General features: G+C 70.0%; 18 protein-coding genes. 9 read left to right on the plus strand and 9 right to left on the minus strand.

Going from position 1 to position 20,192, the window contains the following annotated elements; translation table 11 throughout:
• Together IT780_RS25165 and IT780_RS25170 are read left to right on the plus strand one after the other, a co-directional pair.
• Positions 1-429 carry a hypothetical protein gene (locus IT780_RS25165; protein ID WP_199514134.1) on the plus strand — a complete coding sequence of 143 codons (429 nt, stop codon included), beginning with the start codon at positions 1-3 and terminating at the stop codon, positions 427-429.
• 166 nt (positions 430-595) lie between these two features.
• Positions 596-934: an STAS domain-containing protein gene (locus IT780_RS25170; protein ID WP_199514135.1), complete on the plus strand. Its 339-nt coding sequence runs from the start codon at positions 596-598 to the stop codon at positions 932-934.
• Between the two features lie 13 nt (positions 935-947).
• Here the strand turns inward: IT780_RS25170 and IT780_RS25175 are convergent, their stop codons facing one another.
• Positions 948-2,096 (minus strand): LuxR C-terminal-related transcriptional regulator, encoded by a 1,149-nt coding sequence (locus tag IT780_RS25175; protein WP_199514136.1) that lies wholly within the window; start codon positions 2,094-2,096, stop codon positions 948-950.
• A gap of 175 nt (positions 2,097-2,271) precedes the next feature.
• Between IT780_RS25175 and IT780_RS25180 the strand changes: the two genes are divergently transcribed.
• The 4 genes from IT780_RS25180 to dhaK are packed head-to-tail and all read left to right on the plus strand — an operon-like array spanning position 2,272 to position 5,550.
• Entirely contained in the window at positions 2,272-3,132 is an 861-nt protein-coding gene (locus IT780_RS25180) for a class II fructose-bisphosphate aldolase (protein WP_199514137.1), read from the plus strand.
• Complete coding sequence (locus IT780_RS25185) at positions 3,129-3,911, plus strand: HAD-IA family hydrolase (protein ID WP_199514138.1); 783 nt, start codon at positions 3,129-3,131, stop codon at positions 3,909-3,911. Before IT780_RS25180 ends, IT780_RS25185 begins: the two co-directional genes overlap by 4 nt.
• Positions 3,908-4,543: a dihydroxyacetone kinase subunit DhaL gene (dhaL, locus tag IT780_RS25190; protein ID WP_199514139.1), complete on the plus strand. Its 636-nt coding sequence runs from the start codon at positions 3,908-3,910 to the stop codon at positions 4,541-4,543. The genes IT780_RS25185 and dhaL overlap by 4 nt, the downstream gene beginning before the upstream one ends.
• Before the next feature lie 11 nt (positions 4,544-4,554).
• A complete protein-coding gene (dhaK, locus tag IT780_RS25195) occupies positions 4,555-5,550 on the plus strand; it encodes a dihydroxyacetone kinase subunit DhaK (protein WP_199514140.1) in 996 nt (331 codons plus the stop codon).
• 14 nt (positions 5,551-5,564) lie between these two features.
• Here the strand turns inward: dhaK and IT780_RS25200 are convergent, their stop codons facing one another.
• Complete coding sequence (locus IT780_RS25200) at positions 5,565-7,037, minus strand: amidase (protein WP_307831363.1); 1,473 nt, start codon at positions 7,035-7,037, stop codon at positions 5,565-5,567.
• A 503-nt stretch (positions 7,038-7,540) separates the two neighbouring features.
• Here IT780_RS25200 and IT780_RS25205 point away from each other — a divergent pair.
• The 3 genes from IT780_RS25205 to IT780_RS25215 are packed head-to-tail and all read left to right on the plus strand — an operon-like array spanning position 7,541 to position 12,949.
• Positions 7,541-8,152 (plus strand): hypothetical protein, encoded by a 612-nt coding sequence (locus IT780_RS25205; RefSeq protein WP_199514141.1) that lies wholly within the window; start codon positions 7,541-7,543, stop codon positions 8,150-8,152.
• Entirely contained in the window at positions 8,149-11,220 is a 3,072-nt protein-coding gene (locus IT780_RS25210) for a helicase HerA domain-containing protein (protein ID WP_199514142.1), read from the plus strand. Before IT780_RS25205 ends, IT780_RS25210 begins: the two co-directional genes overlap by 4 nt.
• 10 nt (positions 11,221-11,230) lie before the next feature.
• The gene (locus IT780_RS25215; RefSeq protein ID WP_199514143.1) at positions 11,231-12,949 is read left to right on the plus strand and encodes an AIPR family protein; all 1,719 of its coding nucleotides are present in this window, start codon (positions 11,231-11,233) and stop codon (positions 12,947-12,949) included.
• Positions 12,950-13,132: 183 nt separating this feature from the next.
• Here the strand turns inward: IT780_RS25215 and IT780_RS25220 are convergent, their stop codons facing one another.
• The 7 genes from IT780_RS25220 to IT780_RS25250 form a co-directional block, all read right to left on the minus strand.
• Positions 13,133-14,536 carry an SGNH/GDSL hydrolase family protein gene (locus tag IT780_RS25220; RefSeq protein WP_199514144.1) on the minus strand — a complete coding sequence of 468 codons (1,404 nt, stop codon included), beginning with the start codon at positions 14,534-14,536 and terminating at the stop codon, positions 13,133-13,135.
• A gap of 258 nt (positions 14,537-14,794) precedes the next feature.
• On the minus strand, positions 14,795-16,594 hold the full coding sequence (locus IT780_RS25225; RefSeq protein ID WP_233413484.1) for an FtsX-like permease family protein: 1,800 nt from the start codon (positions 16,592-16,594) through the stop codon (positions 14,795-14,797).
• Positions 16,595-16,608: 14 nt separating this feature from the next.
• Positions 16,609-17,355 carry an ABC transporter ATP-binding protein gene (locus IT780_RS25230; protein WP_307831364.1) on the minus strand — a complete coding sequence of 249 codons (747 nt, stop codon included), beginning with the start codon at positions 17,353-17,355 and terminating at the stop codon, positions 16,609-16,611.
• On the minus strand, positions 17,352-17,879 hold the full coding sequence (locus tag IT780_RS25235) for a PadR family transcriptional regulator (protein WP_199514146.1): 528 nt from the start codon (positions 17,877-17,879) through the stop codon (positions 17,352-17,354). Before IT780_RS25235 ends, IT780_RS25230 begins: the two co-directional genes overlap by 4 nt.
• Before the next feature lie 86 nt (positions 17,880-17,965).
• Complete coding sequence (locus tag IT780_RS25240) at positions 17,966-18,922, minus strand: ABC-2 membrane transporter-related protein (protein ID WP_199514147.1); 957 nt, start codon at positions 18,920-18,922, stop codon at positions 17,966-17,968.
• Entirely contained in the window at positions 18,919-19,797 is an 879-nt protein-coding gene (locus IT780_RS25245; RefSeq protein WP_199514148.1) for an ABC transporter ATP-binding protein, read from the minus strand. Before IT780_RS25245 ends, IT780_RS25240 begins: the two co-directional genes overlap by 4 nt.
• Complete coding sequence (locus IT780_RS25250) at positions 19,794-20,189, minus strand: GntR family transcriptional regulator (RefSeq protein WP_199514149.1); 396 nt, start codon at positions 20,187-20,189, stop codon at positions 19,794-19,796. The genes IT780_RS25245 and IT780_RS25250 overlap by 4 nt, the downstream gene beginning before the upstream one ends.
• Between the last annotated feature and the right edge of the window lie 3 nt (positions 20,190-20,192).

Consider the following 20,192-nt stretch of genomic DNA (forward strand, 5'->3'; position numbering starts at 1 on the left):
ATGGGCACTCTGCTGCTCGCGCTGGGAGCCACGCTGATGGCCGGCGGCATCGCGTGGCCGGACGGCCGCATCACGGTCATCGCCGTGGCTGTGCTCGCGCTCGCCGCCGGTTTCGCGGCCCTGGCCGGGCGGATCACCCTGTTCGCGCTTGCGGTCTGGGGTGTCGGTTGGGTCGCGCTGATCGGCGGCATCGCGGCCGGGGAATGGCTCGCGATGGCGGGCGGCGTGGTCGCGGTGGTGGCGGGCGGGGTGGCGTTCACGACCAGCAACTACGCGACCTGGTTCGGGGTGGCCCTGCTGGGCGACGCCCTCGCGCTGGGCGCGATCGCCTGGTGGGCCACGGGTACGGGCGGAACCGTCGCCGCAGCGGGAGCGGCCGCCTGTGCCGTCGCAGCGGCAACCTACGGCGTAACCAGCCTGCGCGCATGACCCGCCGCACCGCCGGCCCGATCCGGGGCGGCGACGTCGGCCGATGACATCGTCCGCGTGACGTCACCGTGATGTGGTGAACTTTTCGCCCGGAGGTCGACCGGGGTTCGGTCGCCGCCTAGTCTTGACCGCTCGGAGCCCCATCGCGCAGCGGAAGGTGACACGGATGACCGGTACGACGGTCGACGTAGAAACCGGTCCTGACGGCAGCCTCGTGATCCAGCCGCACGGTGTCCTGAGCGCCGAGGACGCGGTCGAGCTGCGCCACACCCTGGTTCATGCCGTACGCCGCCTGCGGCCGCTGCGGCTGGTGTTCGACCTGCGCGACGTGCGCGGCATCGATCCCATCAACCTGGGCACGCTGGTGGCGGCCTGCCACCTGGGCGACGACGAGAAGGTCGCGGTGTTCCTGGACAACTCCTCGATGGAGGTGGCCGGCCAACTGAGCGCCGCCGGCGTCGCCCTTCACCGGATCCGCAACGTCCGGCACGACGCCACGGTGTAGCGGGCCGCGGAGCTCAGCCCGCTGGCCGCGTGATCCAGCCGTTTTCCAATGCCCGGACGACCGCGCCCGTCCGGCTGGTCGTGCGGGTCTTGCGGAGCGCCGCCCCGACGTGCTTCTCCACCGTCTTGGGCGACAGGAACAGCACGGCCGCCACTTCCCGGTCGGTCCGGCCCTGGGCCAGCAGCGTCAGCACTTCCTTCTCCCGCGCACTCAGCGGCGACGGCAAGGAGGTGACCGGCGCTGCGGTGGCGGGCCTGCCGGTGGCGTAGGGGACGTCCGCCCGTACGACCGTGCCCCAGCCGGGGACCCGGTCCACCGTGACCGCCCCGCCCGCGGCGGCGAGCAGTTGCGACCATGAGGTGGTGCCCAGGCCGAGCGGGTCCGGGTCCGGACCGGTGTGCCCGGCCGGTGCCGAGTCGTCCTGTACGAGCAGGCGGAGACCTTCCGCCCGGTGGACGACGGCGACGTGGACCCGGCTCACCCCTTCGCTCCGGGAGGCGGCGAGGGCGGCGACCGTGACCACCTCGGTGGCGACCTGCGCCACTTCCTCGCCGAGCGGGCGGGCCGTGCCCACCTCGGTGACCCGGGTGGCGATGCCGGTGAGTTCGGCCTCGGCGGTGAAGCGTTCCCGGATGATGCGGGCGAGCAGAGGTTGCCCGGCGTCGCCTGCGCGGAGGATGGCACCCGCTCCGGCCTGGCTCAGCACCTCCAGGGCGTCGATCTCCCTCGCGGAGTAGCTGCGGGACTCGCCGGCGAAGCCGATGTTGACCGCGATGACCTCGCCGCGCCACCACATGGGTACCGCGACCGCTGATCCCCGGCTGGCGGGGTGTCCGGGGGGCAGGTGCCGTCCCGACCCGCGCTCGTAGCTCGGCAGGACGACCGGGCGGCGGCGGGCGAAGGCTTCCCCGGTTGCACCTTCGTCGAGCGGAAAGCTGCGACCCAGCTTGCAGGGCACGCCGATCTCGGCGACCTTGCTGTACGTCCCGCTACGGGCGTCGACAAGCGACACGCTGCCCGCGATCCCCGGCACTACTTCGCTGCTCGTCACGAGCAGATGGCGCAGGACGTGGGCCAGTCCCTGATCCGAGTAGAGGCGGCCGACGGCGACGTCCAGCGGCGGACGGCCGTCGCCCGGTGCGCGCTGCCACTCCTGCCGCATGGTTGGACGGTAGAAGGACCGCTGGAGCAGACGCAATGGACGGGGTGAACGCCGGATCACGCCCCATCTGAAAGGGCGCCGGCCGGGCGACTGGGGGATTTCCCCCATGGTTGAGCTGCGCCGGCGAGGGCTTTACTGACCGAGCGCCACGCCACTCGACCGACAGGGGGACCCGGTGCCCGTCGTCGCGATGAAGGAGATGCTGGACCGCGCGCTCGCCGGCAGGTACGGCATCGCGGCATTCAACATCCTCAACGACCTCACGATCGAGGCGGTGCTCGCCGCCGCGACCGAGGAGAACGCCCCGGTCATCCTGCAGACCTCGGTCAAGACCGTGCGGGCGTACGGTCGCCGGCAGCTGTTCGGGATCTTCGAGGCCCTGGTCCGGCACGTGCCGGTGCCGGTGACGCTGCACCTGGACCACTGCCCCCACCGCGACGTCATCAGCGACTGCCTGGCCGGCGGGTGGAACAGCGTCCTGTTCGACGCCCACGAGCTCGATGTCGCGGAGAACCTGCGCCAGACCACGGAGGTCGTCGCCGAGGCCCGCAGAACGGGCGCGCACGTCGAGGGTGAGATCGAGGGCATCCAGGGCGTGGAGGACGACCTCGGTTCCGACGAGGCGTCCCGCATCCAGAGCCTGGAGGTGGCCGTCGATTTCATCAAGCGGACCGGCGTCGACTGCTTCGCCCCGGCCATCGGCAACGCGCACGGGCAGTACAGGTCCGCGCCCGTCCTCGATCACCAGCGGGTGTCCGACCTGGTCGAGGCGACGGGCGTACCGATGGCCTTGCACGGCGGCACCGGCCTCTCGGACGAGCAGTTCACCGATCTCATCTCCCGGGGGTGCGCGAAGGTCAACATCTCCACCGCGCTCAAGGAGAGTTACCTGAAGGAGAGCCTGCGGTTCCTCAAGGCGGCCGAGGCCCAGGGCAAGTGGGACCCGCCCGCGCTGTTCACCGCGCAGCGGACCGCGGTCATCGAGATGGCCAAGCGGCACATCCGGCTTTTCGGCGGCTCGGGGCGTGCCTGGTGAGCGGTCTGGTCTTCGACTGCGACGGTGTCCTGGCGGACACCGAACGCGACGGGCACCTGCCCGCCTTCAACGAGACCTTCGAGCACTTCGGGCTGCCCGTACGGTGGAGCGAGGACGAGTATGCCGACAAGCTGAAGATCGGCGGCGGCAAGGAGCGGATGGCCAGCCTGTTCGCCGACCCGGAGTTCGTCCGTGCCGCGAGCATCCCGGAGGACGAGGACGCGCGCAGGGACCTCCTGGCCCGGTGGCACAGGACCAAGACCGCCGCGTTCAAGCGCCTGGTGTCCGAGGGCCGCATCCCGCCGCGCCCGGGCATCTCCCGGATCATCCCCGCGGCGCTCGACGCGGGCTGGACCGTGGCGGTCGCCTCCACGTCGGCGCAGGAGTCCGTACAGGCCGTCCTCGAGAACGCCGTGGGCAAGGAGGTGGCGGACCGGGTACCCGTCTTCGCCGGTGACGTCGTCCCGGCGAAGAAGCCCGACCCCGCCATCTACCGGCTCGCCGTCTCGCGGCTCTCGCTCGACCCCGCGGACACCCTCGTGGTCGAGGACTCCCGCAACGGGCTGCTGGCCGCCGCCGGGGCGGGGCTGGCGTGCCTCGTCACCGTCAACGGCTACACCCGCGGCGAGGACTTCGCCGAGGCCGTCCTCGTCGTCTCGGAGCTCGGCGACCCTGGACGCCCGCCGGTGCAGGTGCTGGCCAACCGGAGCGGGGCGACCCCGGGGGACTACCTCACGCTGGAGGACCTCAGCGCCTGCGTCCAAGGAGGAAACCCGTGAGCAGCGACGCGCTCAAGCAGACCGAGCTGGTGGTGCGCACGATCGCCGAGACGGCGGTGGAGAACGAGAAGTACTTCGGTGACCTCGACGCCGTCGTCGGTGACGGCGACTTCGGGTACTCGCTCGCGAGGGGCTTCGAGAAGCTGCTGGAAGGCTGGGACGCCCTCGACCGTACGGATGTCGGAACGTTCTTGAAGAAGAGCGGTATGACCATCACCTCGCGGATCGGCGGCACCTCCGGGCCGATCTGGGGCACCGCGTTCCTGCGGGCCGGCATCGCCGCGGGGGACAGCGCCGAGATCTCGGGTGAGCAGGCGGTCGCCATGCTCCGGGCGTCCATCGACGGCATCAAGGCCCGCGGGCAGTCCGACGTCGGCGACAAGACCCTGCTCGACGCGCTGGTCCCGATGGCCGACACGCTGGAGCAGCAGCTGAAGCAGGGCAGGTCCGTCGCGGACGCTCTCACCGCGACTGCGGCGGCGACACGCGAGGCGGCCGAGGCCACCAAGGACATGGTCGCCAGGCGCGGACGGGCTGCCTACACCGGAGAGCGCAGCAAGGGCTCGGTCGACGCCGGCGCGATGGCCGTGGCCGTGATCGTCGAGCGCATCAGCCAGGTCTGGTCCAGATAAGGAGCCACGTCGTGAAGAAGTTCGTCAACGACCCGAAGGCCTTCGTACCCGAGATGCTGGAGGGCCTGGCCCTCGCCAACCCGGACACCCTCAGGTACGTGCCCGACTACAACCTCATCATGCGGGCCGACGCGCCGCGCGACGACAAGGTCTCCATCGTCCAGGGATCCGGCTCCGGGCACGAGCCCGCGCACGTCATGGTCGTCGGCAAGGGCATGCTCGACGCGGCCTGTCCGGGCGACGTGTTCGCCGCGCCGCCGATGGACTACGTGTACGAGACCACGAAGCTGCTGGCCTCCCCGAAGGGCGTGCTCCTGCTCGTGAACAACTACACGGGCGACCGGATGGCTTTCGACATGGGCCGGGAGATGGCGGAGTCCGAGGGCATCAAGGTCAAGGTGCTCACGATCAACGACGACGTGGCGGTGAAGGACTCCCTCTACACCGTCGGCCGGCGCGGGGTGGCCGGGAATTTCTTCGTGCTGAAGGCCGTCGGTGCCGCTTCGGAGCAGGGCGCCGGCCTCGACGAGCTCATCCGCATCGGGACGAAGGTCAACGACGTCACCCGCTCCTTCGGCGTCGCGCTCACGGCGTGCACCCCGCCCGCCAAGGGCAGCCCGCTGTTCGACCTGGGGGCCGATGAGATCGAGTTCGGGGTGGGCATCCACGGCGAGCCGGGCCGGGAGCGGCGCAAGCTGTCGACCGCGGACGCGATCGTCGACGACATGCTCGAGGCGGTCGTCCCCGACCTTCCGTACCGCGGCGGTGACCGGGTCGCTCTCATGATCAACGGCCTGGGCGGTACGCCCATCAGCGAGCTGTACGTCCTCTACCGGCGCGCCCACCAGCAGCTCGCCGACCGGGGCATCACCGTCGGCCGCAGCTACGTCAACGAATACTGCACCTCCCTCGACATGGCCGGCGCGTCGCTCACCCTCGTCCGCCTCGACGACGAGATCGACCGGCTCCTGGCAGCGCGCGCCGAGGTCGCCGTACGCGTCTTCTAGTGTCGCGGCCGCGGCTACGCGGGTGCGCCGAGCGGGGGAGGGGTGAACCCGCCGAACTCCCGCTCGAGCAGCTCGGCGAAGCGGATCGGGGTGTGGTCCTCGAGGAGCGGGCCGATCAGCTGGACGCCGATGGGCAGCCCCTGCGCCGAGCGGGTGACCGGCACGGAGGTCGCCGGCAGGCCGGGCGCTGTCGCGATGCCGCCCCAGGCCGTCTGGTCCAGGTAGCTGTGCTCGTCGCCGTCGATCGGGATGACGCGCTTCGCCATCGGCTCGCTGTGGTCGTGCGGGAAGGCTGGGGTGGAGAAGACCGGCGCGATCACGATATCGATGTCGGTGAAGAGCTCGGCCCACTGGGCCCGCTGGACGGCGCGGACGGTGTCGGCAGCGACCCAGTCGCGATGGCTCAGGACCGCACCCCGGGCCCGCTCGGCGGACAGTGACGTGTCGGACGGGTCGAGGGCGGCCGCGGCCTTGAGACCGGCCGCGTAGACAGTGGGCGGAAAGCCCGCCGAGACGGCCGACTGGAGCAGGCGCATGTAGGAGCGGGCGCCCTCGGCCAGATCGGGCAGGTGCGGGCTGTGCCGCCGCACCGTCACCCCGGCTGCCTCCAGCCGGGTGGCGAGGCCGTCGATCGCGGCGCGCACCTCGGTGGAGACCGGGATGAGCGGATGCGTCTCCACCACCAGGACCCGGAACGCGGCCAGGTGGTCGTGCCGGGCCGGGCGCAACGCGGTCCGGTAGGCGATGCCCGGGCCGGCCTCGTCGGGATCGCAGAGCAGGCGGACCATCATCGCGAGGTCGCCCGCGCCGCGGGCCATCGGCCCGATGACGCCCAGGTCGCCACCGAACTCGGGGAGCGGCCGGCTGCCCGGGAACGCGTGTCCCCGCAACGGGAGCAGGCCCATCGAGGGCTTGTGCGCGTACACCCCGGAGAAGTGCGCCGGCACGCGCAGCGAGCCGCCGATGTCCGAGCCCATCGACAGGGCGCCGAGGCCGGCGGCGAGGGCGGCGGCCGAGCCGCCGGACGAGCCGCCCGGCGTACGCCCGAGGTCCCACGGATTGTTCGTGGCGCCGTGGATCGCGTTGAAGGACTGGAACTCGCCGAGCCCGAGCGGCACGTTCGTCTTGCCGAGGAACACGGCACCGGCCGCCCTGAGCCGGGCGACCGCGACCGCGTCGCGGGCCGCCACGTGGTCCCTGAACTGCGGAAAACCCCAGGTGGTGGGCAACCCTTCGACGTCGATCGAGTCCTTGATGGTCATCGGTACGCCGAGCACGGGCCCGGCCTCGCCCCGGGACCGCGCCGCATCGGCCGCCCCCGCCGCCGCGAGGGCCCGGTCGAAGTCGGTCACGCAGATCGCGTTGAGGTCGCCGTCGAGTCGTTCGATCCGCGCGATCACGGCGGTGGTGAGCTCGACCGCGGACACGTCGCCACGATCCATCGCCGCGGTCAGCTCGGCCGCGGTGGAGTACGCGTAGTCGGTCACGCCCCACAGCCTGCCTCATGGTGCCCGGCTCCCGGACCCGGACATCACAGCTGAGCGGCGAATGGTCGTCTCATGGCGGCCAGCCGCACCCGGCTATGGCGGTGGCGGGGTTGTCCGCCGAGGGCGTGGGCCGGGGTTGTCGCTGGTGACGGTGAGCATGCCGCGGACCGCCCCCATCGGCCAGTCGGGGCGAGTGCTGCCTGCAGGTCCAGGTACGGCAGCTACGGCACCTCCCCGACGGCGAAGCCCTGCGGCGCGGAGGTAAGGCGGGACAGCAGCCCGGTGGCGGTGTCGAGGAGGCGGAGGAACCGGTCGTCGCCGGGCAGCGAGCTCAGATCGGTGCCGTACTCGGCGATGTCGCCCAGCAGGAACTGCTTCTGCCGTACGAACGTTGTCAGCCTGCCTGATCATGAATGGCGAACTGCATTACCCGCTTCGAAGTAAGCCGTCAATTGTCAGGTTGGACTCTCGCGATATCGGTGTGCACCGGCCATGATGCTTCCATGGCAGACGCCCTCAGCACCTCAGCCCGCCAAGCCCTGGTCGCACTTATGATCTACGTTTCCGAGGTTTCCAATCCGGATCTTCACAGTCGCTACGGATTGACGATCAAGAAGGCAGACCGTGATCAATTGAGTGACGAGAAATTGATCACGTGGCGGAAGGGTCCTCGCCAGGCGATCTTTCATGAACTCACCGACAAAGGGTGGGCGAGGGCGCGCGAGGAGCTCACCGCGGAGCCGCCGACCAAGACGTCGCCTGCCTGGCGCCTGCACTACGCGACGCTGCGCAACCTCGACCGGCTCATGGAGAAGCTGGACTATCAGCTCGCCGATGTTTTCGCGGTGGAAGAGTCCGCTGAGGACGGCATCCGGCGGGTCTACGGCGAGCTCGCCGAGCGATCCGGCGACCTTGTCGGTCTCGAGAAGATCCGGGAGCGGCTCACCGCCATCTCGCGTGCTGACCTCGACGCCACGCTTCTCGATCTCAATCGGCGGAAACAGATTCATCTCGACCCTGACCCGAACCGTCGGGCCCTGACCGACGAAGCACGCGCCGCTGCGATCAGCGTCGGCGGAGAGGACATGCACCTGATCGCGATCGGGAAGCTGTGATCGAGCCGGCCGAGCGACGTGCGCTCTCCGAACTGAGCAGGCTGGATTGGGCGCCGACGCCGGAAGATGTCTGGTCGCCGCTCGACATTCATATCGACGAGCTGAACGGCGACGTCGGCGAGGCATTGCTACGCGCCTTCGAAGAGGCGGAGAACAGCAAGGTCCGATGCCCGCTGGGCCTCGTGATCGAGGGGCGTCAGGGTGCCGGCAAGACGCATCTGGTGCGGTGGGCACGTGAGCAGGTGCAGCTCAGACACGGCTATTTCTTCCTCATGGGCATCGCGGACGGTCGTAGCTTCTGGACGAACATCGTGCACGCCTTCCTTCGAGGACTGCGGCGTTCGGGCTCGTACCGGCATTTGCAGCTTTCCGTCTTTCTTGGTGCACTCGCCGAGATCGCGCAGGTCACCAACGCCACCCGGCTCATGGCGCGTGGTGATCGGCCGATCACGCCGGAGGCACTCGATCAATTGGTGAGCGGCGTACGGCGCGCATACCCCGAGGTGGGACGGGACTGCCGATACACCCTTCGCGCTCTGGTGCTGATCGCCTCACCTGACGAAGATGTCTGCGACATGGCAGAGAGCTGGCTGCTGTCGGCGGACGACGGGACCGCGGATGCCCTGAAGGCGTGGGGTCTTCCCGCGGGCCTGAAGAAGCCGCAGGAGGTCGCCGGGGAGATCTCGCGGCTCTTGGCGATCACCGGACCGACGATGCTCGCGGTGGACCAGATCGACACGATCTTCGCTCAGGCGCGAACATCGGCGGGTGAGCCGATCGATCTGGCCGCCGATCTGGGCAACGGACTGATGCAGCTACGGGAAGTACTGAGCCGGACGGTGACGGTCGTCGCATGCCTGCCGACTTCTTGGAACTTGATCAGGAGATCGGCCTTGGACTCGGTCACCAATCGCTTCCGGCAGGAGACCAGGCTCAGCGTTCTTCCATCTGCCGAGGTCGCCGAGCGCCTGCTGGCGGCGAAGTTCGAGCCGTTCTTCGAGACGGCCGAGTTCGACCCGCCGTATCCGACGTGGCCGATCCTGCGCGAGGCCTTCGACACCGCGAGCAACTTCACTCCCCGGCAGCTTCTGCAGCGTGCCGACGATCATGTCGAGTCCTGCCTGGACGCGGGAGTCGTCGTCCATCTCGCCGACTTCAGCGAGGTCGCTCGACCGGAGCAGCGGATCGCGCCGGACACGCCTCAGGAGCACCTGACCAGGTTCGACGTGCGGCTGGCGGAACTCCGCGGGCAGGCGAAGGTCGGCGATGCGATCGACCCCGCCCGCGAAGATCATGTGATGCCGCGGCTGCTCGACGCAGGCCTACGTGCCTGGACGATCGAGCAGGGCGATCGCCGCAGCCGGTACAAGGTGCAGCCGGGGGAGGACGGCAGTCCTTCACTGCATGCCTGGCTGCGCGAGACGCTCGACGACACCACCGAGGACGAGGCACAGTGGTCGTTCCGGGCACTGGCGCATCCGCACCACCGAGCTGTGCAGACGCGGCTGCGCCGGCTACGCGACTTCGCGAACCTTCGTCCGGAGATCAGCAAGCGCCGCGCCGTCCTGCTGCGCAATACCGACTGGCCGGGCGGCCCGGTCAGCCGGCGCGTTCGCCAGGAGTTCCTTGACCTCGGCGGAATCATCACCGAGGTCTCCGAGGACGACCTACGTACGTTCGACGCACTGGCCACCATGCTCGACGAGCACGACCCGGCGTTGCCGCACTGGTTGGTGTCGCGCCGGCCGGCCTGGAACACTGCGCTGTTCACCACGGTGTTCGGGCCACCCTCGGCCCCAGCGCCGGGAAACGACGTACCGGAACGCGAGGACGCGCCCGAGGCGGAGAACGAGATCAGTCTCGGCATCTCCGATGGCAGGCCGGTGCGCGCCACGCTCGAGTCGCTCCGCAAGCACGCCGTCATCTTCGCCGGGTCCGGGTCGGGCAAGACGGTCCTCATCCGCCGCCTGATCGAGGAGTGCGCAATCCACGGCGTCTCGGCCATCGTGCTGGATCCCAACAACGACCTCGCGCGCCTCGGTGACCCGTGGCCCACACCGCCCGCCGGATGGGAGCCAGGGGATCCACAGAAGGCCGCCGACTATTTCGACGGCACCGACGTGGTGGTGTGGACGCCGCGGCGGGAATCAGGTCGGCCGCTCAGCCTGCAACCGCTACCCGACTTCGCGGCGGTCCTGGACGAGCCGGACGAGTTCGCGCTGGCGCTCGACGCCGCGGTCGCCGCGCTGGCGCCTCGGGCCCGGATGGCCGCGAACACGGCCAAGGGGGACCGCGGACGGGCCGTGCTGAGGCAGACCATGGCTCACTTCGCCCGCCGCGGTGGCGGCGGACTGGCCGACTTCGTCGACATGCTGAAAGACCTCCCGCACGAGGCGGCTACGCTGGCGAAGGCCTACGAGCTGGCCGCCGACATGGCGGAGACCCTGCAGGCGGCGATGGTCAACGACCCGCTCTTCGGCGGGGCCGGTGTGGCGCTGGACCCGGGTGTGTTGATGACCCCGGCGCCCGGGAAGCGCGCCCGCATCTCGGTCGTCAACTTCATCGGGCTTCCGACCGACGAGCAGCGACAGGGTTTTGTGAATCAGCTTCAGATGGCGCTGTTCGCGTGGATCAAGCGCCATCCGGCCGGTGACAAGCCGCTCGGCGGGCTGTTCGTAATGGACGAGGCGCAGACGCTCGTGCCCTCAGGGCCGGTCACTGCCTGCACCGAGAGCGCTCTGGCGCTGGCCAGCCAGGCCCGCAAGTACGGCCTCGGTCTCATCTTCGCGACACAAGCGCCGAAAGGCATCCACAACCGGATCGTCGGCAACGCCGCGACGCAGTTCTACGGCTTCTTGAACAGTCCCACGCAGATTGCTGCGGCCAAGGAGGTGGCTCAGGCCAAGGGAAGTGCGGTGCTGGAGATCTCGCGGCTCAAGGCAGGCGAATTCTATGCGGTCGCCGAGGGAACACCGTTCCGCCGGCTGAACGCGCCGATGTGCCTGAGCCATCACCCGAAGAGCGCGCTGAGCGCGGAGGAAGTTCTCCAACGCGCCAGGGCAGAGTGAAGGAACGCGGATGGACATCGTCATCGAGAGCCTGATGAAGCAGTTCCAGGCCGACCATGACCTGGAAGCACTCGCCCAGGACGAGGCGTTCGAGGCATTCGCCGGCTTCTGCGTCCTGAGTTCGTTCTACGAAAGTGACTTCGCCCCGGACTCGTTCCGCATGGGCGGTGGGAACGACTATGGGATCGACGTCTGCGGCGTTCTGGTGAACGGGAATCTGCTGCACGACAAGGCCGACGTCGAGGCGGTCACCGACCAAGCCAAGCAGCTGGACGTGCACATCATCGTGGTCCAGGCCAAGACGAGCCAGAAGTTCGAGTCCAAGGTGATCGCCGACCTGGCAGACAACCTGTCTCATGTGGTCGTCAAAGGCGGCGAACTGCCGTACCCCGCGTCGCCCGACGTGGAGAACTTCCGTGCGAGCCTGGATGCCGTCTACCGAAACATCGCCAAGTTTTCGGGCGGGCGGCCGAAGCTGCACATCCGCTATGTAACCACCGGCGTCCAGGTCGCCGAGATGCTCAGGAAGAAGGGCGCCACCGCCGAACGCAACCTGATGCGGTCGGGGCGTTTCGACGACGTGACCGTTCAATGCGTCACCCGTGACGATCTGCGGGAACTGTACAAACGGGCGACGCACGCGGTGCCGGCGACCTTCGAGATGGCGAAGAAGGTTTCGCTGCCGAAAATGCCCGGCGTCGAGGAGTCGCTGCTCGGAATCGTATCGGCCAAGGAGTTGGTGGAGAAGGTCCTCACCGATCCTACCGGGCACATCCGCGCTGCATTGTTCCACGAGAACGTCCGTGACTTCCAGGGCTACAACCCGGTCAACAGCCAGATTCGAGAAACGATCCGCGATGACTCGAAAAGACGTCGTTTCGCCGTACTGAACAACGGCGTCACGGTCGTGACCCGCAACCTTCGGGTGGTCGGCGACGAGGTGCACATCCGTGACTTCCAGGTGGTCAACGGCTGCCAGACGTGCCATGTGCTGTTCCACGAGCGTGGCAACCTGTCGGACGAGGTTCAGCTCAGCGTTCGCGTCGTCCACTCCGGCGACGAGGAGGTCATCGCCGGAATCATCGCCGCCACGAACCGCCAGACTGCGGTCAGCGAGGAGGAACTGTCGGTCCGCGAGGATTTCCATAAGGAGCTGGAGGACTGGTTCGCGGCGCAGGCGCCGGCGCAGCGGCTCTGGTATGAGCGCCGCTCGAAGCAGTACGCCAACCGGCCGGAGGTGGAGAAGACCCGGGTGATCAACCGCGCCGAACTCACGAGGGCGTATGCCGCGATGTTCCTTGGCGAGCCCGCGTCGGTGGGTCGTTACAAGGACCTCACGACCCGACGGCATGGAGACCTGTTCCAGCCCGGGCACCCGCCGGCCGCATATTACGTCGCGGCTGCGACCCACTATCGCCTGGAGTGGCTGTTCCGCAATCGGCGCGTCCGCTCGTTCTACCGCCCTACCAGATATCACCTCATGGCCGCGCTGAAGGTGAGGGCGATCGGCCCTGACCGGCTCGCATCATCTCCCAAGGAGGCCGTCAAGCAATGCGAGAAGCTGGCGACCCTTGTCTGGGATACGGGTGCCGCCGAGCGGGAGGTTTTCAAGCTTCTGCCCGCGCTGAACGGGATCATTGAGAAGGAAGCGGCCGCCGGCGTCCCGCTCGGCGAAATGGTCCGGAACAAGCGCTTCGCTGATGCTGTCCGCGCAGCCGTTGTGGCCTAGATCGCCGCCTGCCGCAGGGCCGCTGCCGGTGGTACCACCGTCGAACGGGGCTGCGCCATCTCCCAGCGGGTCCGGGAACACCCGGCCGCCGATGGGCCGCCCGCCATTGGTGTGCGCCGCCCGCGGCCGCCGCGCCGCCCGGGGTCGCCTGTCGACCGTCGGCGACCCCGGGCGGATCGGCAGTCAGGCCGCAGGCCTGGCGGCCGGGTACAGCGCGAACCGCAGGAGCTGCGACACGTCCACTGCCTGTCCCATGGCGATGAATCCCGCCCGGTTGGGGTGCAGGTGGTCGCCGGGCCCGCCGACGCTGCTGTTGGTGTCGTACGCCGGCAGCAGGTGCCCCGGGTTGGCCGGGTCCTCCGTCACGGCGGCGAAGTCGGCGACGCCGTCGAACTGGCCGCTGGTCCGGATGAAGGTGTTGACCGCGCGGCGCGCGGCGTCGGTCTCCGGGGTGCCGTACAGGCCGAAGGCGGTGCCCGCGGACGGGGTGAGCGTCGCGCCGATGATCTTGATGCCGCGGGCGTGCACCCGGCGGATGATGTCCCGGTAGCCGGCGATCACATGGTCGGCGGTCGCGCCTCCGCCGCCCAGGTCGTTGATGCCCTCGAGCAGGATGACGGCCCGGACGCCCGGCCGTTGGAGCACGTCGCGGTCGAGCCGGTCGACGGCCGGCGGGCCGTCGCACGGGGTGCACCCGCCCGGCGTACGCCCGATCCGGGTGACCATGTTGCCGCCGATGGCCTCGGTGACGACGGAGACCTCGCGGCCGGCGGGTTCGCGCTCGTCCAGCCGGCGCTGGAGGACGTCGGGCCACCGGTCCCGGCCGTTGATCGTGGAGAAGAAGCCGTCGGTGATGGAATCGCCGAAGGCCACGACCGTGGCGGTGTCCCGACGCTGGACCTGCACCTCGGAGACGAAGAACCACGAGGTGGTGGAGTGCGGGAACGCCCGGTCGGTGAGGTCCGCCGTGCGGTCGCCGGCGTTCGGGGCCGAGAGGTACGACGTGGTGAAGGCGGCAGCGTGCCAGGTCATCGGCCCGCTGTCGCCCGCGATGAACAGGCTGACGGCCAGGTGCTGGGACTGCGCGTCGGTGACCCGGACCGGCACCGGGTCGCTCAGGACCGTCCGGCCCGCCGGGACCGTGACCGTACGCCGGCCGGCGAAGGTCAGCGCGCGGTTGGTGCCCGGCACGACGGCGCCACCGATGCGCTGGAGGCCCGCGTACGCCCGGCCGAAGGTCACCGGCCGCGTGCCGAACTCGTTGGTCAGCCGCACCCGCCAGCGCGAGCCCTCCACGCCGGGCTGCACGATCATGCGTACCGTCTGGTTGTGGGCCTGGTTGTCCGGGAAGGCGGCGGTCAGCAGCGGCGCGGTGTTCCCGGGGCCTGCGGGCCCGACGGGCCCGGGCTGGCCGACCGAGTAGCCGATCGGATAGACCCCCTGAGCGGACGCCGTCCATCCGTCGGCCCAGGCTGCCGATGATCCGGTCGCGGCCGCCAGGGGTTCCTGCGCGACGGCGACCGCCGGGGTGAGAAGCACCAACGCGAAGGCCGCCAGGGCGGCTCTGTTCGGACGGGTCACTCGCATGTCAGCTCCTTCGCGTCCATCGATCGACAATCATCGTTACCACCGGGTGGAAGACCGATCAACGTCATCGACGGGTCTTCCCGGCGGGCGAAACAACCCCTGGTCCGCTGGGTGGCCGGGCGCCAGGTCGGCCCGTTCCTGGCGTACGACGGCACGGCACGGTGGCCCAGGCCTTGGCCACGCAGCTGGGCTGGGTTCCGCCCACCCCGGCGTACCTGTGGCGGATGGCCCGGGCGAGGAGACGCGCCCGTCGCGGGGTCACAGAGTCTCGGTGACCGGACGGCGGCCGCCGACGCGGGCTGGTACGGCGGTGAGCGCTGCTACCACGACCAGCACCGCTGCGATCAGGGCAGTCGCCTGCCAGGGCGTGGGAAGTGTCGCCCGGTCACCGGCCCCGCCGGCGATCGCGTTGATCAGATGGAACAGGACGGGTCCTCCGGGGAAGACGCCCAGGACGGCGCCGAGCAGGGCGGGAAGGACCTGCGCTCCGACCAGGGCTGTGGTCATCTGGGCCGGGGTGGCGCCGAGGGCACGTACCAGCGCGGAGGCGTGCCGGTTGTCGAGCACTGTCGCCCAGGTGATGGCGATGGTGTTGACCGCTGCCAGGCTGAGCAGGATGACCGACCAGACGAGAAGCACGTGACGGAGCACCTCGACCTGAGCGGCGCCATATCCGCCACTGAGCTCCTGGGTGCCGAGGTAGGTGTTGAGGATCAGCAGGACGTAGATCCCGCTGACCGTGATCAGGACGATGGCGATCCCCAGAAGGACCCGTCGCGGTCGGCGTACGGCGAGCCGCAACGCCAGGAGCAGCGGGATCGGCAGCCGCGACGAGACCGCGGTCAGCCGGCGCATGCGGCGCGGTGGACGCGGCGCGTCGGCCAGTGCGTCCACGGTGCTGGAACGGGCCGCGCGGACGGCCGGTGCGGCGGTGGCGATGACCGCGACCGCGAGCGCCGCGGTGATCACCCAGACGATGGTCGGCAGCGTCACCGACGGCGTGCCCGCGCCGCCGATGAGGCCGGCGCTGGACCCGGTGAGCAGCGGAGCGGTGAACGTGCCGATGGCCAGACCGCCCCCGGCCGCGCTGACGGCGACCATGACGTACTCCGCGACCAGGACGGCAGCGACCAGGCCCGGTGTGGCGCCGACCGCCTTGAGCAGCCCGACCCGCCTGGTCTGATCGGCCATCCGGCCGCCCACCAGCACCGAGAGGCTGGCCACCGCGAGCAGCGCGAGCAGCCAGGTGCCGATGAACAGGAGGATCTGTGAGTCGTGGGCGAGCTCGGTGGCGTCGCCGAGGATGTTCTGCCAGGGGTGCATAGGCAGGGCACGGGGGCCACGTCCGCCGTTGGCGTCGATGAATGCCTGCGCGCCATCGGGGTCGGCCAGCTTCAGATTCAGCACGGCGAACTGGTTGTCCGCCTTCTGCGCGACGCTCATGACGTCCGCCCGCGTCAGCCAGACCAGGCCGGGGTTTCGCAGCACCCCGGCCGGTGCGCCCTCGGTGGAGCCGGTCACGCAGCCGCGGGGAACGAGGCACAGCGAGCCGGGATACGGAGCCGAGGATGCGGTGATCGCGACACCGGTGACCGAGAAGGAGCGGCCCGCGAGGGTCACCTGGTCGCCGACGCCTACGTCGAGAGCGCGCGCGAAGGCGGCTTCGAGCACGACACCGTTCGGGCCGGCCCAGGCGCCGTCCGTCAGTAGGGGCTGGTCGACCGTTGCCGCGTTGCTGTCGCGGCCGACGGCCTGCACATCCGACGTCTTCGACGACGACGTCCGCAGCTTCGCCGCTGTGACGGGGAAAGGTCCGCTGTGGCCGGCGACACCGGACGCGCCGCTCAGTGTCTCGAGGCGGGAGAGCGGACCGGTGGCGACAACATCGGGGCCCTTGGTGATCGCCCGGGTGCGCTGGTACGGATCACTGGCCGCGTCGTGCAGGACGAGCGCCAGGGTCAACGTCGTCGTGGCCGCCAGCACGCAGAGCAGCAGCAGTGCCGCCTCGGCGCGGCGCCGGCGCAGGTCTCGCATGGCGAGGCGGCTCACGAGCAGCATCCGGCCCATGGCTTTCAGGCCTCTGGTCCCGCGAAGACGCGCAGCTGTCCGGTGGTGTCGGCGGTGAGCACGGTCTCGTCGACGAAGGAGCCGTCCCGCATGGAGATCATCCGGTCGGTGGTGGCGGCGATCCGCTCGTCGTGGGTGACGATGAGCAGCGTCTGCCCGGACTCGTGCAAGGCCTCGAAGAGCCGGAGAACATCCAGCGTGGAGGCGCTGTCGAGGTTGCCGGTCGGTTCGTCGGCCAGCACGATGGCCGGCTCGTTGATCAGCGCCCGGGCCACGGCGACCCGCTGCCGCTGGCCGCCGGAGAGCGAGGAGGGCAGGAAGGATTCCCGGCCGGTCAGCCCGACATCAGCCAGCAACGCCTCCGCACGCCTCCGAGCCGCCCGCGGCGGGCGGCCGGCGAGCAGCGCCGCCAACTCGACGTTCTCGACCGCGGTCAGCTCGTCCAGGAGGTGAAAGGATTGGAACACGAAGCCGATGTCGGTACGGCGCAGCCGGGCCAGCGCTCTTTCCCCGATCTGGTCGACACGATGATCGTTGACGAGAACCTCCCCGGCCGACGGCCGGTCAAGCCCTCCGAGCATGTGCAACAGCGTGGACTTCCCGCAGCCGCTGGGCCCCATGACGGCAACCGTCTCACCCGCCCGGATGTCGATGTCGATGTCATCGACGGCGCGCACCAGGCCTTCCCCCTTCCCGTACTCCTTGCGCAACCCGCGGGCGCGGAGCACGGGCTTGTCGGCGGCGTGGCTCACGATCCACTCCTTCGGCGGGTCCAGCTCTTCTCGCAGGCCTCGAGCCACCGCATGTCCGCTTGGAGCCGGAGCGCGATGCCCTCGTACAGCAGAGCCGCATCGGAGCCCTCCGGCTCGGCCATGACGGCACGCTGAGCGTCACGAAGCCGGCGCAGCAATTCGCGGCGCTGAGCGTCGACGAGGGCGATCGGGTCGGCGAGCCGTGCGGCCGCGGCTGCCACCAGCTTGAGGTGGAACACCGCCAGGTCCGGTCGCGGCCAGCTCACCTCGCTGACCCACTCCGCCACCCGATGATGGCCGTCGGCGGTCAGCGAGTAGACCTTTCCGTCCGGACGCTCGGCCCTGGTCGCGGACTCCTCCACCGTCACGAGACCGGCCTTCTCGAGCCGGGTCAGCGTGACGTAGATCTGGCCGGCGTTCATGTCGTCGCCGAGCGGGCCGAGGGCGTCGCGGAGCCGCGCACGCAGCTGATAACCCCGCGAGGCTTCCTTGGCCAGCATGGCGAGGACGACTTCCTGCTGCATCGACGCCCCCATATAACGGTTAGCTTGATCTAACGGTTATATACGCCCGCTGTCAAGGCGGTCTCGTCGAGGCCGTGGTCGCGGCGCTAGACCATGCGGCGCCGTACGCGCCACACCACCACGCCGATCAGGGCCGCTGCGACGGCGATGAACAGGGCCGCCTCGGTGAGCTGGAACGTCCAGAACCGGTCGGCGGGGTGGTAGACCCCGTACTGCTGGATGCCTCGCTCGTGCAGGAACTGGTTCAGGTTGGTGCCGGCCCGGTCGGCGGCGGCCTTCAGATCGTCGTACTCGGTCCAGCTCAGCCTGCGCCCGGTGGCGTCCGCGTAGCCGTGCTCGATCATCCAGTCGGCGACCGCCCGGTCCTCCGAGCCGCCGGCGGGGACCGGCTCCATGGTGGTGAGCGGGGTGGCGTACGCGGGACGCGCCAGCAGCGCCACCGACATCCGGGCGGCGAGGAACGCCCCGAACGCGATGCCGAACGCGGGCAGGCTGCGCCGCAAAATCGCCCCCGCGGCGGTGGCGACGCCGAAGGCGAACAGTGCGTACGCCACCGGGACGAGCCCTTCGAGGTCGAAGGCGTCGTACTGGAAACTACCCTCCCACGCGTCGAACGGCTGACGGAACCAGGTGAGCACCGCGGTGAACAGCGCGGTGAGCGTGACGGTGACGCCGGCCAGTGCCGCGAGTTTGGCCGCCAGCCAGCGCATCCGCGGCACGGCCTGCGTCCAGGCGAGCTGCCAGGTGCCCTCCTCCAGTTCGCGCGCGAGCAGCGGCGCACCGAGGAACGCACCGATGACGACGGGGACCAGATAGAAGGCCGCCAAGAGGTTCTCGACGTACCCGTACTCCGCGTCGAGCCGGCGGAAGGAGGCCGTGCAGGCATCGCTGACACCGGCCTCTCCCGTGCACCGGGCGGGACCGCCGGGGAACAGGTCGTGGGCCTGCGTCCCGAGCACGAGCAGGGCGATGCCGAACACGCCGACGAGCAGACCCAGGACACAGACCTCGGTCCGGTGCTGGCGCCAGATCAACCACGTCACGCCGCCACCCCTGAAGACGGCCGGCGCAGGTACGCCAGCACCAGCTCCTCCAGCGCGACCGGCTGGGCCTGCCACCCGGGCGCGGCCGGTATCCCGCCGTCGCGGACCAGCAGGGTCGTGTGCCGGTCGCTGTGGACGGCCTGAACGACGGTGCCGGACCGGTCGAGGTCGGTGGCCGTACGCGGGCCGACGAGCAGCCGGTGCTCGGCGAGGAGGGTGTCGATGTCGCCGGTGAGCGTGACCCGGCCGTGGTTGAGCACGACCAGGTGGTCGCAGACGCGTTCCAGCTCGTGCACGACGTGGGAGGAGAACAGGACGGTCACTCCGCCTTCGGCCACCGCGCCCATGAGGACCTGCAGGAACTCGTGCCTGGCCAGCGGGTCCAGGCTGGCCACCGGCTCGTCGAGGACGAGCAGCTCCGGCCGCTTCGCCAGGGCGAGGGCCAGCGCGACTTGAGCCTGCTGCCCGCCGGAGAGCGTACCGGCCCTGCGGTCGAGCGGGATGCCCAGCTTCGCCAGGCGGCGCTCCGCCATCCCCTGGTCGAACCGCAGGTTGCAGGCCCGGCCGAAGCGAAGCATCTCGGCGACGGTGAAGCGCTTGTACAGCGGGTGGTCCTGGGCCAGAAACCCGATCCGGGACAGCGTCTGCGGGGTGCTGGCGGTGACGTCGTGGCCGAGGACCTCCACCGTGCCGGTGCTCGGTGCCAGCAACCCGACGACCATGCGCAGCAGTGTGGTCTTGCCCGCGCCGTTCGGCCCGGCCAGGGCGATCACGCCGCCCGCCGGCAACGCCAGGGTGCAGTCGCGCAGCGCCCAGCCCTTCCGGTACCGCTTGCCCACGCCGTCGGTGCGCAGCGCGAACTCGGCCGCTGTCACGCCACGTCCTCGTTCCGCGTCTGCTGGTGGACGGAGGTGAAGAGCGCGTCGACCGCCCGCTCGTCGAGGCCGGCCGCGTACGCCCGGCGCAGCCAGGTCGCCAGGCCGCGGCGCAGCGACGTGTACGTCGATGCCGGCATCGCGGCCGACTGCTGTTCGTTGACGAACGTGCCCTGGCCGGGCCGGCCGGTGACCAGGTTCTCCTGCTCCATCTGCCGGTACGCCTTGGCGACGGTGTTCGGATTGATCGCCAGGTCCTCGACCACCTCGCGGATGAGCGGCAGGCGGTCGCCGGGCTGGAGGAAGCCCAGCAGGACCGCCTGCCGGACCTGCTGGACGAGCTGCAGGTACGGCGGTACGCCGGAGTGGGTGTCGAGCCGGAAGACGAACACAGC

It is taken from the genome of Nucisporomicrobium flavum, from assembly GCF_016464385.1.
In the GTDB taxonomy this organism is placed as follows: Bacteria; Actinomycetota; Actinomycetes; order Mycobacteriales; family Micromonosporaceae; genus Actinoplanes; species Actinoplanes flavus_A.

Excerpts from the sequence above, each read along its gene's own strand:
- IT780_RS25220 (WP_199514144.1), bottom strand. The coding sequence starts at position 14,536 with ATGCGAGTGACCCGTCCGAACAGAGCCGCCCTGGCGGCCTTCGCGTTG.
- IT780_RS25170 (WP_199514135.1), top strand. The coding sequence starts at position 596 with ATGACCGGTACGACGGTCGACGTAGAAACCGGTCCTGACGGCAGCCTC.
- IT780_RS25215 (WP_199514143.1), top strand. The coding sequence starts at position 11,231 with ATGGACATCGTCATCGAGAGCCTGATGAAGCAGTTCCAGGCCGACCAT.
- IT780_RS25175 (WP_199514136.1), bottom strand. The coding sequence starts at position 2,096 with ATGCGGCAGGAGTGGCAGCGCGCACCGGGCGACGGCCGTCCGCCGCTG.
- IT780_RS25165 (WP_199514134.1), top strand. The coding sequence starts at position 1 with ATGGGCACTCTGCTGCTCGCGCTGGGAGCCACGCTGATGGCCGGCGGC.
- IT780_RS25235 (WP_199514146.1), bottom strand. The coding sequence starts at position 17,879 with ATGCAGCAGGAAGTCGTCCTCGCCATGCTGGCCAAGGAAGCCTCGCGG.
- IT780_RS25225 (WP_233413484.1), bottom strand. The coding sequence starts at position 16,594 with ATGCTGCTCGTGAGCCGCCTCGCCATGCGAGACCTGCGCCGGCGCCGC.
- IT780_RS25205 (WP_199514141.1), top strand. The coding sequence starts at position 7,541 with ATGGCAGACGCCCTCAGCACCTCAGCCCGCCAAGCCCTGGTCGCACTT.